Annotated in this window: 12 protein-coding genes; 1 reads left to right on the top strand and 11 read right to left on the bottom strand. The window is 61.0% G+C overall.

Annotated features, from left to right (window positions below; all coding sequences use genetic code 11):
• From ACM6IP_RS21295 to flhA, 11 genes are all read right to left on the bottom strand, one after another.
• A complete protein-coding gene (locus tag ACM6IP_RS21295; RefSeq protein WP_095169963.1) occupies positions 1–789 on the bottom strand; it encodes a ParA family protein in 789 nt (262 codons plus the stop codon).
• A 43-nt stretch (positions 790–832) separates the two neighbouring features.
• Positions 833–1,726 (bottom strand): flagellar motor protein MotD, encoded by an 894-nt coding sequence (motD, locus tag ACM6IP_RS21290; protein WP_414862240.1) that lies wholly within the window; start codon positions 1,724–1,726, stop codon positions 833–835.
• 15 nt (positions 1,727–1,741) lie between these two features.
• On the bottom strand, positions 1,742–2,482 hold the full coding sequence (locus ACM6IP_RS21285) for a flagellar motor protein (protein ID WP_095169965.1): 741 nt from the start codon (positions 2,480–2,482) through the stop codon (positions 1,742–1,744).
• Positions 2,482–3,612, bottom strand: a complete 1,131-nt coding sequence (locus ACM6IP_RS21280) for a protein-glutamate methylesterase/protein-glutamine glutaminase (RefSeq protein WP_414862239.1) — start codon at positions 3,610–3,612, stop codon at positions 2,482–2,484. The genes ACM6IP_RS21285 and ACM6IP_RS21280 overlap by 1 nt, the downstream gene beginning before the upstream one ends.
• Before the next feature lie 51 nt (positions 3,613–3,663).
• Positions 3,664–5,874, bottom strand: a complete 2,211-nt coding sequence (locus ACM6IP_RS21275) for a chemotaxis protein CheA (protein WP_414862238.1) — start codon at positions 5,872–5,874, stop codon at positions 3,664–3,666.
• Between the two features lie 14 nt (positions 5,875–5,888).
• Positions 5,889–6,677, bottom strand: a complete 789-nt coding sequence (locus tag ACM6IP_RS21270; RefSeq protein WP_095169968.1) for a protein phosphatase CheZ — start codon at positions 6,675–6,677, stop codon at positions 5,889–5,891.
• Between the two features lie 22 nt (positions 6,678–6,699).
• Entirely contained in the window at positions 6,700–7,071 is a 372-nt protein-coding gene (locus tag ACM6IP_RS21265; RefSeq protein ID WP_162530195.1) for a chemotaxis response regulator CheY, read from the bottom strand.
• A gap of 165 nt (positions 7,072–7,236) precedes the next feature.
• The gene (gene fliA, locus ACM6IP_RS21260; protein WP_018925059.1) at positions 7,237–7,977 is read right to left on the bottom strand and encodes an RNA polymerase sigma factor FliA; all 741 of its coding nucleotides are present in this window, start codon (positions 7,975–7,977) and stop codon (positions 7,237–7,239) included.
• On the bottom strand, positions 7,974–8,804 hold the full coding sequence (fleN, locus tag ACM6IP_RS21255; RefSeq protein WP_027621027.1) for a flagellar synthesis regulator FleN: 831 nt from the start codon (positions 8,802–8,804) through the stop codon (positions 7,974–7,976). The genes fliA and fleN overlap by 4 nt, the downstream gene beginning before the upstream one ends.
• Positions 8,805–8,918: 114 nt before the next feature.
• Positions 8,919–10,244, bottom strand: a complete 1,326-nt coding sequence (gene flhF, locus ACM6IP_RS21250) for a flagellar biosynthesis protein FlhF (protein WP_414862237.1) — start codon at positions 10,242–10,244, stop codon at positions 8,919–8,921.
• An 11-nt stretch (positions 10,245–10,255) separates the two neighbouring features.
• Positions 10,256–12,385: a flagellar biosynthesis protein FlhA gene (flhA, locus tag ACM6IP_RS21245; protein ID WP_095169970.1), complete on the bottom strand. Its 2,130-nt coding sequence runs from the start codon at positions 12,383–12,385 to the stop codon at positions 10,256–10,258.
• A gap of 360 nt (positions 12,386–12,745) precedes the next feature.
• Here flhA and ACM6IP_RS21240 point away from each other — a divergent pair, with 360 nt between their 5' ends.
• On the top strand, positions 12,746–13,828 hold the full coding sequence (locus tag ACM6IP_RS21240; RefSeq protein ID WP_414862236.1) for an RHS repeat-associated core domain-containing protein: 1,083 nt from the start codon (positions 12,746–12,748) through the stop codon (positions 13,826–13,828).
• The last annotated feature ends 17 nt before the right edge of the window (positions 13,829–13,845 follow it).

Below are 13,845 nucleotides of genomic sequence, written 5' to 3'. Positions count from 1 at the left end.
TCAAGCCACCTGCGCGACAAGTTGTTGCGCCAGCAGGTGCTTGAGCAACGAACGATAGGCCAGCACGCCACGGCTCTTGCCGTCGAACTGCGAAGGCGTGAGGCCGGCGCGGCTGGCATCGCGCAGCCTTGTGTCGACCGGGATATAGCCCTGCCAGATGTCATCCGGGTACATATCGCGCAGCACCCGTAAGGTGCTCAGGGAGGCCTGGGTGCGACGGTCGAACAGGGTCGGCACGATGCTGAACGGCAACGCCTGCTTGCGCGAGCGATTGATCATCGCCAGGGTGTTGACCATGCGCTCCAGGCCTTTGACCGCCAGGTGCTCGGTCTGCACCGGGATCACCAGTTGCTGGCTTGCCGCCAAGGCATTGACCATCAGCACGCCGAGCAACGGCGGGCTGTCGATCAGGGCGTAATCGAAATCCTGCCACAACTGCGCCAGGCTCTTGGCAATCACCAGGCCCAGGCCGCTCTTGCCCGGCGACTGGCGCTCCAGGGTGGCCAGCGCGGTGCTCGACGGCAACAGGGAAATACGTTCGTCGCTGGTGGGCAATAACAACTGCCCGGGCAGGCCTTGCGGCACGCTGCCGCCATGCAAAAACAGGTCGTAACAGCTGTGTTCCAGGCTGTCCGGGTCGTAACCGAAGTAACTGGTCATGGAGCCGTGGGGGTCGAGATCGACCACGACCACGCGCTTGCCCGCCTCAGCCAGCAATCCGGCTAAAGCGATGGAGGAAGTGGTTTTACCAACACCACCCTTTTGATTGGCAACTGCCCAGACTCTCATTCAGTTCGTTCCTCCCGGTCGTATGGGGCAACCGAGAAATAGCTCAACGTGGCAAGCCGGGTGACGGAGAATTGACGGCACTCTGCGGTCCCGGCGACTTGACCTGGGTCGGTGCAGTTTGTGTGCCAGCCCGCTTCAATGCCGCATCCGGTTGAGCATGGGCGGTACCCGTACCGGTCAGGCTGCGTCGCACATCGAGGTTACGCGAGATCACCAGCACCACCCGCCGGTTGCGCGCCCGCCCCTCGGCGGTGGCGTTATTGGCCACCGGCTGGAACTCGCCATACCCCACCGACGCCAGGCGCTGCGGATTGACGCCCTGCATCGCGAGCATGCGCACGATACTCGCCGAGCGGGCCGAGGACAGCTCCCAGTTGGTCGGGTACTGCGCGGTGCGGATCGGCAGGTCGTCGGTAAAACCTTCGACGTGAATCGGGTTATCGAACGGCTTGAGGATGGCCGCGACCTTATCGATGATGTTGAACGCGATATCGCTGGGCATGGCATCGCCGCTGCCAAACAACAGGCTGGAGTTGAGTTCGATCTCGACCCACAACTCGTTGCCGCGGATCGTCATCTGGTTGGCACTGAGCAGGTCGCCGAATGCCGCGCTGATGTCATCGGCGATACGCTTGAGCGGGTCGTCAGCGGCCTGGGCAATGCCCGCGTCGAGCTGCTCGCTGTCCTTGACCAGCGGCTGGGCCGGGGTCACGGTCTGTGGCCGTTCATCGCCGATGGGAATCGGCTTGAGCGCCCGATCGGAGTCGGTGAACACGCCGATCAGCGCCTCGGAGATCACCTTGTACTTGCCTTCGTTGATCGAGGAAATCGAATACATCACCACAAAAAAGGCGAACAGCAAGGTAATGAAGTCGGCGTAGGACACCAGCCAGCGTTCATGGTTGACGGGTTCTTCAGTGTAGCGCCGACGTGCCATGCTCCATGCCCCCCATCAGTCCATGAAGCCCTGAAGCTTGAGTTCGATGGAACGAGGGTTTTCACCTTCGGCGATCGACAGGATGCCTTCGAGCAACATTTCCCGGTACCGCGACTGACGCAAGGCAATCGCCTTGAGTTTGCTGGCGATGGGCAGCAGCACCAGGTTGGCACTGGCCACCCCGTAGATCGTCGCGACGAAGGCCACGGCAATGCCGCTGCCCAGTTGCGACGGATCGGCCAGGTTGCCCATGACGTGAATCAGGCCCATCACCGCGCCGATGATGCCGATGGTCGGGGCGTAGCCGCCCATGCTTTCAAAGACTTTGGCGGCTTCGATGTCGCGGCTTTCCTGAGTGTAGAAATCCACTTCGAGGATGCTGCGGATCGCTTCCGGCTCGGCGCCATCGACCAGCAACTGCAGGCCCTTGCGCGAATAGTTGTCGGGCTCCGCATCCGCCACGCCTTCGAGGCCCAGCAGGCCTTCCTTGCGCGCGGTCAGGCTCCAGTTGACCACCCGATCAATCCCGCCAGCCAGGTCGACCCGTGGTGGAAACAGAATCCACACCAGGATCTGCATGGCACGCTTGAAGGCGCTCATCGGCGACTGCAGCAGCGCCGCACCGATGGTTCCGCCGAGCACGATCAGGGCGGCCGGGCCGTTGGCCAGGGCGCCCAGGTGGCCGCCTTCCAGGTAGTTGCCGCCGATAATGGCGACAAACGCCATGATGATCCCGATAAGACTCAGCACATCCATCAGAGGCACGCCTCGGCCAGGTGTTTGCCGATCTCGTCGAGGTCGTAGATGGCATCGGCCAGGTTGGCTTTGACGATGGCCATCGGCATGCCGTAGATCACGCAGCTGGCTTCATCCTGGGCCCAGATGGCACTGCCGCTCTGCTTGAGCAGGCGCGCACCTTCCCGACCATCGGCGCCCATGCCGGTGAGTACCACCGCCAGAACTTTGTCGCCGTAGGACTTGGCCGCCGAACCGAAAGTGATATCCACGCACGGCTTGTAGTTCAAACGTTCGTCGCCCGGGAGGATTTTCACTGCGCCACGGCCGTCGATCATCATCTGTTTGCCACCCGGCGCCAGCAAGGCCAGGCCCGGACGCAGGATGTCGCCGTCCTCGGCTTCCTTGACTCTGATCCGGCACAGCTTGTCCAGGCGCTCGGCGAATGCCTTGGTAAAGGCCGCCGGCATGTGCTGGACCAGCACGATGGGCGCCGGGAAGTTGGCCGGCAATTGAGTCAGCACGCGCTGCAGGGCGACCGGGCCACCCGTGGAGGTACCGATGGCGACCAGCTTGTAGGCCTTGCGCTTGGGTGCCGGCGAGGACGGCGCAGCACGGGTTGGCACAGGTGCCACCGCCGGACGTGGTGCCGGGCTGCTGCCAGCAAAATTGCTGACCGGTGCAGGGGCTGGGGTCGGGATCGGCGCCGCTGCTGGTGCCGGCGCCGGTGCCCGATAGGCACTGAAGCGCCGGTTACTGCGCGAAATGCTGTGGACCTTCTCGCACAGCAGTTGCTTGACCTTCTCCGGGTTGCGCGAGATGTCTTCGAAATTCTTCGGCAGGAAGTCCACCGCACCGGCGTCCAGCGCGTCGAGGGTGACCCGCGCGCCTTCATGAGTCAGCGAGGAGAACATCAACACCGGGGTTGGGCAGCGCTGCATGATATGCCGCACCGCCGTGATGCCATCCATCATCGGCATCTCGTAGTCCATGGTGATCACGTCGGGCTTGAGGGCCAGCGCCTGATCAATCGCCTCCTTGCCATTGGTCGCGGTCCCGACCACCTGGATATTCGGGTCCGCCGAAAGGATTTCCGAGACGCGGCGGCGGAAAAAACCGGAATCATCCACCACCAGGACTTTGACTGCCATAAACACTCCATATAGGCGCAACAGGGCGCCAGGCGCCCCGCTCCACCAGAATCAAATACGCCGCGTGGCGTAACGCTTGAGCATGCTCGGGACATCGAGAATCAACGCGATGCGACCGTCACCGGTAATGGTGGCGCCCGACATGCCCGGCGTTCCCTGGAGCATTTTGCCCAATGGCTTGATGACCACTTCTTCCTGGCCAACCAGTTGATCGACGACAAAGCCGATCCGCTGGGTGCCCACCGAAAGGATCACCACATGGCCCTCGCGCTGCTCTTCATGAGCGGCGGAGGCGACCAGCCAGCGCTTGAGATAAAACAGCGGCAAGGCCTTGTCCCGCACGATCACCACTTCCTGGCCGTCGACCACATTGGTGCGCGACAGGTCGAGGTGGAAGATCTCGTTGACGTTGACCAGTGGGAACGCAAAGGCCTGGTTGCCCAGCATCACCATCAGGGTCGGCATGATCGCCAGGGTCAACGGCACCTTGATCACGATCTTCGAACCCTGGCCCTTGGTCGAGTAGATGTTGATCGAGCCATTGAGCTGGGAAATCTTGGTTTTCACCACGTCCATGCCCACGCCACGCCCGGACACATCGGAGATCTCGGTCTTGGTCGAGAAACCCGGAGCGAAGATCAGGTTGTAGCATTCGGTGTCGCTCAGGCGCTCGGCTGCATCCTTGTCCATCACCCCGCGTTTCACCGCGATGGCGCGCAGGACGTTGGGGTCCATGCCTTTGCCGTCATCGGAGATCGACAGCAGGATGTGATCACCCTCCTGTTCGGCCGCCAGCACCACTTTGCCGCCCCGGGACTTGCCCGCGTCTTCACGCTCCTGCGGCGATTCGATGCCGTGGTCGACCGCGTTGCGCACCAAGTGCACCAGCGGGTCGGCCAGGGCCTCGACGAGGTTCTTGTCCAGATCGGTTTCTTCGCCGACCAGCTCCAGGTTGATCTCTTTCTTGAGCTGGCGGGCCAGGTCGCGAACCAGGCGCGGGAAGCGCCCGAAGACCTTCTTGATCGGCTGCATGCGGGTCTTCATGACCGCGGTCTGCAGGTCCGCGGTGACCACGTCGAGGTTCGACACGGCCTTGGACATGGCCTCGTCGCCGCTGTTGAGCCCCAGGCGTACCAGGCGGTTACGCACCAGTACCAGCTCGCCCACCATGTTCATGATTTCGTCCAGGCGCGCGGTGTCTACCCGTACGGTGGTCTCGGCTTCGCTGGCCGGTTTTTCCGCTGGTGGCGCCGACTGGGCACGGGCCGGGGCCGGGACCGGTTTGGCGACAGCCGGCTTGGCGACCGGGGCCACAGCTTTGGCCGCGACTGGCGCGGCGCTGGCCGCAACGGTCTCGGCATTGCCGGCGACGTGGCTGAACTTGCCCTTGCCGTGCAGCTCGTCGAGCAGCGATTCGAACTCGTGATCGGAGATCAGGTCGCTGCCAACCGCCGCCGCTTCGGCAACGATGGCGGCCGGCACCGAGGCAATCGCCGACTCGAGCGCTTCAACGGCAAAGTTGCCCTTGCCGTGCAACTGGTCGAGCAAGGCTTCGAATTCGTCGTCGGTTATGTCGCTGCTTTCAGCCGCGACCACCGGGGCGACCGGCTCGACCGGGGTCGCCAGGTTGTCCACGGCGAACTGGCCTTTGCCGTGCAACTGATCGAGCAACGACTCGAACTCGGCATCGCTGATTTCATCACTGCCGTTCGCCGCCGCTGGCGCCTGGATCACAGGTGCCTCGGCTTGCGCCTTGACCGCATTCAGCGAGTCGAGCAGCAGTTCAAATTCGTTATCGGTGATATCGCCGCTGTCGCTGGCAACAACCGGCGCCGCGGGTGCTGGCGCAAGCGCTGCCACCTCGTCGGCCGATTGCGGTTCCGCCAGGCGCGCCAGGGCCGCCAGTAGCTCGGCCGTGGCAGCAGTGACCGGTGCGCGCTCGCGCACTTCGCTGAACATGCCGTTGACCGCATCCAACGCTTCGAGCACCACGTCCATCAGCTCCGAGTCGACGCGCCGCTCACCCTTGCGCAGGATGTCGAAGACGTTCTCGGCGATGTGGCAGCACTCCACCAGTTCGTTGAGCTGGAGGAAGCCGGCGCCCCCTTTTACAGTGTGAAAACCGCGAAAAATTGCATTGAGCAGGTCCGCATCATCCGGTCGGCTTTCCAGCTCGACCAGTTGTTCGGACAGTTGCTCCAGAATCTCGCCGGCCTCAACCAGAAAATCCTGAAGGATCTCTTCATCGGCGCCGAAGCTCATGTGTAGGGGTGCTCCTAGAATCCAAGGCTGGAAAGCAAATCGTCGACATCGTCCTGACCGGACATCACGTCATCACGTTTATCGGCATGAATCTGCGGACCTTCACCCTGCGCCAGATGTTTTTGCGGATTTTTTTCCGCGAGGATCGCTGCACGGTCATGTTCGATGCCGGCAAAGCGGTCGACCTGGCTAGCCATCAGCACCAGTTTCAGCAGATTGCTTTCCACTTCCGTGACCAGTTGCGTCACGCGCTTGATCACCTGGCCGGTCAGATCCTGGTAATCCTGGGCCAGCAGAATGTCGTTGAGGTTGCCCGCCACGACCTGGCTGTGGCTGGCGCTGCGGCTCAGGAAACCATCGACGCGCCGGGCCAGCTCACGGAACTCTTCAGCCCCGACTTCACGGCGCATGAAACGCCCCCAGTCTGCGCTCAACGCCTGGGCATCGGTCCCCAGGGCATTGACCAGCGGCGTGCTGTTCTCCACCAGGTCCATGGTGCGATTGGCCGCCGCCTCGGTCAGCTTGACCACATACCCCAGGCGCTCGGTGGCGTCGGTGATCTGCGAGACTTCCTCGGCTTGCGGCATGTTCGGGTCAATCTGGAAATTGACGATCGCGCTATGCAGCTCACGGGTGAGCTTGCCCACTTCCTGGTACAGGCCACGGTCACGGGTCTGGTTGAGCTCATGGATCAGTTGCACGGCCTCGCCGAACTTGCCCTTTTCCAGGCTGTCGACCAATTCGACCGCGTGTTTTTTCAGGGTCGATTCAAAATCGCCCTGTGAAATCTCTCGTTGTTCCATAGCTCCCCCGTGGCGCCAGACATCAACCGATGCGTTCGAAGATCTTCTCGATCTTTTCTTTCAACGCCTGGGCGGTGAACGGCTTGACCACATAGCCGTTGACGCCGGCCTGGGCCGCTTCGATGATCTGCTCGCGCTTGGCTTCAGCGGTCACCATCAACACTGGCAAGTGCTTGAGCTTTTCGTTGGCGCGCACGTGGCGCAGCAGATCGATACCGGTCATGCCCGGCATGTTCCAGTCCGTGACCAGAAAATCGATGCTGCCACTGTTGAGCATTGGGATGGCTGTAGTGCCGTCGTCTGCCTCGACCGTGTTGGTGAACCCGAGGTCACGCAACAGGTTTTTGATGATCCGCCGCATCGTTGAGAAGTCATCAACGATGAGGATTTTCATGTTCTTGTCCAATTCGACCTCCAAGCAGTCTTAAACGCGCCCAGCACCTGGGCACGCCATTCAATCAACAGGCAGAGCACTCAACGACGGTTTGGAGCACAACGGATGATGACCGCGCCAGCGCGAGGCTGTAGCGGTGTCGTTCGCAGTGTCCCCACACTGCTGTCAGCGCGCTCGCCACTCTCCCAAACGCCCCCGCAAACGGGCTGCGCACTGGCTGTGTAACTGGCTGACCCGCGATTCGCTGACCCCCAGGACCTCACCGATTTCCTTGAGGTTCAGCTCCTCGTCGTAGTACAGCGCCAAGACCAGTCGCTCACGCTCCGGCAAATTGGCAATCGCGTCCGCCAGCGCAGCCTGGAAGCGTTCATCCTCCAGGTCACGCGACGGCTCGAGATGAGCACTCGCGCCATCCTCATGCAGCCCTTCATGCTCGCCGTCCTGCAACAGGTCGTCGAAACTGAACAGGCGACTGCCCAAGGTGTCATTCAAAATCCCGTAATAATCGTCGAGACTCAATTGGAGTTCGGCCGCAACCTCGTGATCTTTAGCGTCACGTCCGGTTTTAGCTTCAATTGAGCGAATCGCGTCGCTGACCATGCGGGTATTGCGGTGCACCGAGCGTGGCGCCCAGTCACCTTTACGGACCTCGTCGAGCATTGCCCCGCGGATGCGGATCCCGGCGTAGGTTTCGAAACTCGCGCCTTTGCTGGCGTCGTACTTGGTCGAGACTTCCAGCAGGCCGATCATCCCGGCCTGGATCAGGTCTTCGACCTGGACACTGGCCGGCAGACGCGCCAGCAAGTGATAGGCAATGCGTTTTACCAGTGGCGCGTAACGCTCGATCAGCTCGTACTGCGCGTCACGCGCCGATTGCTTGTACAGGTTGTAACCGCTGGCTGTCATAGCACCGGACCCGCAGTCTGTTGCACCAGGCGCTCCACAAAAAACTCCAGATGCCCACGCGGATTGGCGGGCAATGGCCAGGTATCGACTTTCTGCGCAATGGCGCGGAAGGCCAGGGCGCACTTGGAACGAGGAAAGGCTTCGTACACCGCGCGCTGCTTCTGCACTGCCTTGCGCACGCTTTCGTCGTAGGGCACCGCGCCGACGTATTGTAGGGCGACATCCAGGAAGCGGTCCGTGACCTTGGTCAACTTGGCGAACAGGTTGCGCCCTTCCTGCGGGCTTTGCGCCATGTTGGCCAGCACGCGGAAGCGGTTCATGCCGTAGTCACGGTTGAGCAGCTTGATCAGGGCGTAGGCGTCGGTGATCGAAGTCGGCTCGTCGCAGACCACCAGCAGCACTTCCTGCGCGGCGCGGACAAAACTGACCACCGACTCGCCGATCCCGGCCGCGGTGTCGATCACCAGCACATCGAGGTTGTCGCCGATATCGCTGAACGCCTGGATCAGGCCCGCGTGCTGGGCCGGGCTCAGGTGCACCATGCTCTGGGTACCGGAGGCGGCCGGCACGATACGAATCCCGCCGGGCCCCTGCAGCAGCACGTCGCGCAATTCGCAGCGGCCCTCGATCACGTCGGCCAGGGTGCGCTTGGGCGTCAGCCCCAGCAACACATCGACGTTCGCCAGCCCCAGGTCGGCGTCCAGCAACATAACGCGCCGGCCGAGCTCTGCCAGAGCCAGGGACAAGTTCACTGAAACGTTAGTCTTACCGACGCCACCCTTGCCGCCGGTCACCGCGATCACCTGTACGGGATGCATGCTGCCCATGTGCTTTCTATACCTTGTCTTGCTTAGACGCGGGCTACATGACTGGCTGCGCGTTCCCTGGGGAACAATGCACGGCAGGCCATCGATGTAGATACAAATCTAGTCATTAATACCTCAGCCGACCCGTTTGGTCGGGCTGTGGTAGAGATCAGCGAACATATCAGCCATGGCTTCTTCGCTGGGTTCTTCCTGCATTTGTACACTCACGGCGCGACTGACCAACTGATGGCGGCGCGGCAGATGCAGGTCATCCGGGATACGCGGCCCATCGGTCAGATAGGCCACCGGTAATTCGTGACTGATCGCCAGGCTCAAGACCTCGCCCAGACTTGCCGTTTCGTCCAGTTTAGTCAGGATGCAGCCGGCCAGCCCGCAACGTTTATAACTGTGATAGGCGGCCGTCAGCACCTGCTTCTGGCTGGTGGTGGCCAGGACCAGATAATTCTTCGATTTGATCCCGCGACCGGCCAGGCTTTCCAGCTGCATGCGCAAGGCCGGGTCGCTGGCCTGCAGACCCGCGGTGTCGATCAACACCACGCGCTTGCGCAGCAGTGGGTCCAGGGCCTGGGCCAGGGACTGACCCGGATCCAGGTGTGTCACCGACACGTTGAGGATCCGCCCCAGGGTCTTGAGTTGCTCCTGGGCGCCGATGCGGTAGCTGTCCATGCTCACCAGGGCGATGTTCTGCGCGCCGTACTTGAGCACATAACGTGCCGCCAGCTTGGCCAGGGTGGTGGTCTTGCCCATGCCGGCCGGGCCGACCATGGCAATCACTCCGCCCTCTTCCAGGGGTTCGATCTCGGGGGTGACGATCATCCGCGCCAAGTGGGCCAACAGCATGCGCCAGGCCTGGCGAGGTTCTTCAATACTGGTGGTCAGCTCCAGCAGGTCGCGGGACAACGGACCGGACAGGCCGATGCGTTGCAGCCGGCGCCAGAGGTTGGCCTGCTGCGGATGGCGGCCCTGCAGCTGGTTCCAGGCCAGGGAGCCGAGTTGCACTTCGAGCAACTCGCGCAAGCCATTGAGCTCCGAGCGCATCGAATCGTAGGCACGCGGGTCGATGGCCGCCGTCGGTACTGGCGCCGGGGCAGGACGCGGCGGCTCGGACAGGGTCGGTTCGATCAAGGGTTCGGCGGCAGTCAGTGGCAGGCCGGCAAACAGCTGGCGACTGGCGTGTTCGCCCGCCTCGCCTTCGCCACGCAAGCTCAGTTCGGCCTGGGCGGTGACAATGCGCGACTGGGTCTTGCGCAGCTCGTCCTCGAGCTCAATGTTCGGCACCCGCGGCGCCAGGGCCGACAGCTTGTAATCCAGGGCCGCCATCAGCTCGACACCGCCGGCGATGCGGCGGTTGCCGATGATTGCGGCATCGGCGCCCAGCTCATCACGAACCAGCTTCATGGCCTGACGCATATCGGCGGCGAAAAAACGCTTAACTTGCATAAACCACTACCTCAGCCGTTGGGCCCTACTGTCGCAACGATGGTCACTTGCTTGTTGTCAGGAATTTCCTGATAGGCCAACACATGCAACCCCGGGACTGCCAGGCGGCCGAACCGCGAGAGCATCGCGCGGACCGGACTTGCGACCAGCAGAATCACCGGGTGACCTTGCATTTCCTGACGCTGGGCCGCGTCGATCAACGAACGCTGCAGCTTCTCGGCCATGCTTGGCTCGAGCAAGACACCCTCATCGGCGCCCTGCCCGGCCTTTTGAATACTATTGAGCAATATTTGTTCCAACCTTGGTTCCAAGGTGATCACAGGCAGCTCGGACTCAGTGCCTACAATGCTTTGCACGATAGCTCGGGACAAGCCGACGCGCACGGCCGCGACCAAAGCGGCAGTATCTTGACTCTTGGCGGCATTGTTAGCGATCGCCTCGGCGATGCTGCGGATGTCGCGTACCGGCACCTGTTCGGCCAGCAGCGCCTGCAGCACCTTGAGCAATTGCGACAGCGACAGCACGCCTGGCACCAGCTCCTCAGCCAGTTTTGGCGAGCTTTTGGCCAGCAATTGCATGAGTTGCTGGACTTCCTCGTGACCGATCAGCTCACTGGAGTGCTTGTACAGAATCTGGTTCAGGTGCGTTGCCACCACCGTACTGGCATCGACCACGGTGTAACCCAGCGATTGCGCCTGGGAACGCTGGCTGACTTCGATCCACACCGCCTCCAGGCCAAAGGCCGGATCTTTGGCGGTAATCCCGTTGAGGGTACCGAACACCTGCCCCGGGTTGATCGCCAGCTCGCGGTCCGGATAAATCTCCGCCTCGGCCAGGATCACCCCCATCAGCGTCAGGCGATAGGCGCTGGGCGCCAGGTCGAGGTTGTCGCGAATGTGCACGGTGGGCATCAGGAAGCCCAGGTCCTGGGACAACTTCTTGCGCACGCCCTTGATCCGCGCCAGCAACTGCCCACCCTGGTTGCGATCCACCAGGGGAATCAGGCGGTAGCCGACTTCCAGGCCAATCATGTCGATCGGCGTCACGTCGTCCCAGCCCAGCTCCTTGGTTTCCATGGCCCGCGCCGGCGAAGGCAGCAGCTCCTGCTGGCGCTGGACCTCTTCCAGGGCCTTGACCTTGAGGGTGTTCTGCTTCTTCCAGAACAGGTAGGCGCCGCCCGCGGCGAGGGCCGCCATGCTGAGGAAGGCGAAGTGTGGCATGCCCGGGACAATACCCATCACCGCCATCAGGCCGGCCGAAACGGCCAGGGCCTTGGGCGAGGCGAACATCTGCCGATTGATCTGCTTGCCCATGTCTTCGGAGCCCGAGGCACGGGTCACCATGATCGCCGCAGCGGTGGACAACAGCAGTGATGGCAATTGCGCCACCAAACCGTCACCGATGGTCAACAAGGCGTATACCCGGCCGGCATCGCCGAAGGTCATGCCGTGCTGGAAGATCCCCACCGCCATGCCGCCGATCAGGTTGATAAACAAGATCAACAGGCCAGCGATGGCGTCGCCGCGCACAAACTTGCTGGCACCGTCCATCGAGCCGTAGAACTCGGCTTCCTGGGCGACTTCGGTACGCCGGGTCTTGGCCTGGCCCTGGTCGATCAGGCCGGCGTTAAGGTCGGCGTCGATCGCCATCTGCTTACCGGGCATCGCATCGAGGGTGAAACGTGCGCTGACCTCGGAAATCCGCCCGGCGCCCTTGGTCACCACCACGAAGTTGATGATCATCAGGATCGCAAACACCACGATACCGACCACGTAGTTACCGCCGATCACCACCTCGCCAAAGGCCTGGATCACCTTGCCGGCGGCGGCGTGCCCGTCCTGGCCGTGGAGCATCACTACCCTCGTCGACGCCACGTTGAGCGCCAGACGCAGCAGCGTCGCCACCAGCAGAATGGTCGGGAACACCGCAAAATCCAGCGGCCGCAACGCGTACACACAGACCAGCAGCACCACGATCGACAGGGCAATGTTGAAGGTAAAGAACACGTCGAGCAGGAACGGCGGGATCGGCAACATCATCATTGCCAACATGACCAGCAGCAACAGCGGCACGCCCAGATTTCCTCGACTGAGGTCTGCCATGTTGCTGCGGGCATTGTTGATAAATTGAGAGCGATCCACCGGTATTCCCCGTTCCTTTGAAGCAAACTTTTGACGCCAGAAGCGGGCGCAGGGCGGCTACTGCAAGAAGCCTTCCAACTTTTGCCGAGGCTGGGAACAGAGGGTGCAGCGGTTGGCTGTGTGGCGCGAGGAGATCCCTGCGGGAGCCGGCTTGCCCGCGATGACGTCGGCACAGCATCCATTGATGTTGGCCAACCCACCGCTTTCGCGGGCAAGCCCGCTCCCACAGGGTTTGCGGTGCTTAGACTCGTACCTGACCGAGCCGTACAGGCTGCCGGACCTAGCAGTTCTGCTAGTACCTGTCTGCGATGCTTGCGCAGATACTCAAGCGCTCAATCCCAGTTAGCTGGAGCGCCTGCCATGGGGACTCAACAACTTGTAATACTTTGCAGCTATGGGTACGACCCACTGGATCGTCTGATCAGCCAACGTCAACCAGACGCATCCAACCGCCAACGCTTTTATTGCAAAAGTCGCCTGGCCACTGAAATACAAGGGACGATCGCCAACACCATTTTTCAGAAAGACGGTCTGCTGCTTGCGCAATTGCAGAATCAAAACAAGGAAATCACAAGCACTCTGCTGTCCACCGATCAGCAGCGCTCCGTGCTGTACACACTCAAGGCTGGCAACCAGCGACAACCCATCGCCTATTCATCCTACGGCCACCATCACGCTGATAGCGGCTTGACCAGCTTGCTGGGTTTCAACGGCGAACGGCCGGATCCGGTGACCGGGCATTATTTACTGGGGAATGGCTATCGGGCGTTTAATCCGGTGCTGATGCGGTTTAATAGTCCGGACAGCTGGAGTCCGTTTGGAGAAGGAGGATTGAACTGTTATTCGTATTGCTTCGGAGACCCGATAAACCTATCAGATCAAAACGGTCACGCACCTATACCTCCAAAGGTAATTAAAAACTTAGCAATAATACCAACCAAAAGCACGCCAGAAATCATATTCAAGAGCGGCCCAGAGACCACTAAAGAAATCACAACCTACGGAACATTTCACACCCAAACAACTAAAAATACACGCGACGCCAACGGCACCTGGCAGGAGCGCACCTATGAAAATGACAGATTGTTAAAAAGTGTGCATTCACGAAATGGTAGCACAGCAGTTCATGTGCTCGGGCAGCCATCAAGATATTACAAAAACAACCAAACCCTGCAAGATCTAAGTTACTCAAACATCCATGGCACTACAATAATAAATCTACCAAAGCTCATTAGCGAGGCAATTGACCCTTTGAACAATACATTAAACAAATTAACTGCCTTCGGAAAAATCATCCACCAGCACAGACTCCATAAACTATCAGTAGCTGCGCAAGATAGAAAACTCGATGAACTTTATAAGCTATTTGACGACGAAATTGAAAAAGGCAACGTCATGGGAGTTCATCCGAATCACGTGAAGAAAATAAGAGAGCGCCTCTGATACCAGGAAAGGAGACA

Source organism: Pseudomonas sp. IT-P176 (assembly GCF_949767245.1).
Taxonomy (GTDB): domain Bacteria; phylum Pseudomonadota; class Gammaproteobacteria; order Pseudomonadales; family Pseudomonadaceae; genus Aquipseudomonas.
Note: the sequence above shows the minus strand (reverse complement) of the source record. Positions and strands in the feature narration are given on the sequence as shown.

Excerpts from the sequence above, each read along its gene's own strand:
- ACM6IP_RS21295 (WP_095169963.1), bottom strand. The coding sequence starts at position 789 with ATGAGAGTCTGGGCAGTTGCCAATCAAAAGGGTGGTGTTGGTAAAACC.
- motD (WP_414862240.1), bottom strand. The coding sequence starts at position 1,726 with ATGGCACGTCGGCGCTACACTGAAGAACCCGTCAACCATGAACGCTGG.
- ACM6IP_RS21285 (WP_095169965.1), bottom strand. The coding sequence starts at position 2,482 with ATGGATGTGCTGAGTCTTATCGGGATCATCATGGCGTTTGTCGCCATT.
- ACM6IP_RS21280 (WP_414862239.1), bottom strand. The coding sequence starts at position 3,612 with ATGGCAGTCAAAGTCCTGGTGGTGGATGATTCCGGTTTTTTCCGCCGC.
- ACM6IP_RS21275 (WP_414862238.1), bottom strand. The coding sequence starts at position 5,874 with ATGAGCTTCGGCGCCGATGAAGAGATCCTTCAGGATTTTCTGGTTGAG.
- ACM6IP_RS21270 (WP_095169968.1), bottom strand. The coding sequence starts at position 6,677 with ATGGAACAACGAGAGATTTCACAGGGCGATTTTGAATCGACCCTGAAA.
- ACM6IP_RS21265 (WP_162530195.1), bottom strand. The coding sequence starts at position 7,071 with ATGAAAATCCTCATCGTTGATGACTTCTCAACGATGCGGCGGATCATC.
- fliA (WP_018925059.1), bottom strand. The coding sequence starts at position 7,977 with ATGACAGCCAGCGGTTACAACCTGTACAAGCAATCGGCGCGTGACGCG.
- fleN (WP_027621027.1), bottom strand. The coding sequence starts at position 8,804 with ATGGGCAGCATGCATCCCGTACAGGTGATCGCGGTGACCGGCGGCAAG.
- flhF (WP_414862237.1), bottom strand. The coding sequence starts at position 10,244 with ATGCAAGTTAAGCGTTTTTTCGCCGCCGATATGCGTCAGGCCATGAAG.
- ACM6IP_RS21240 (WP_414862236.1), top strand. The coding sequence starts at position 12,746 with ATGGGGACTCAACAACTTGTAATACTTTGCAGCTATGGGTACGACCCA.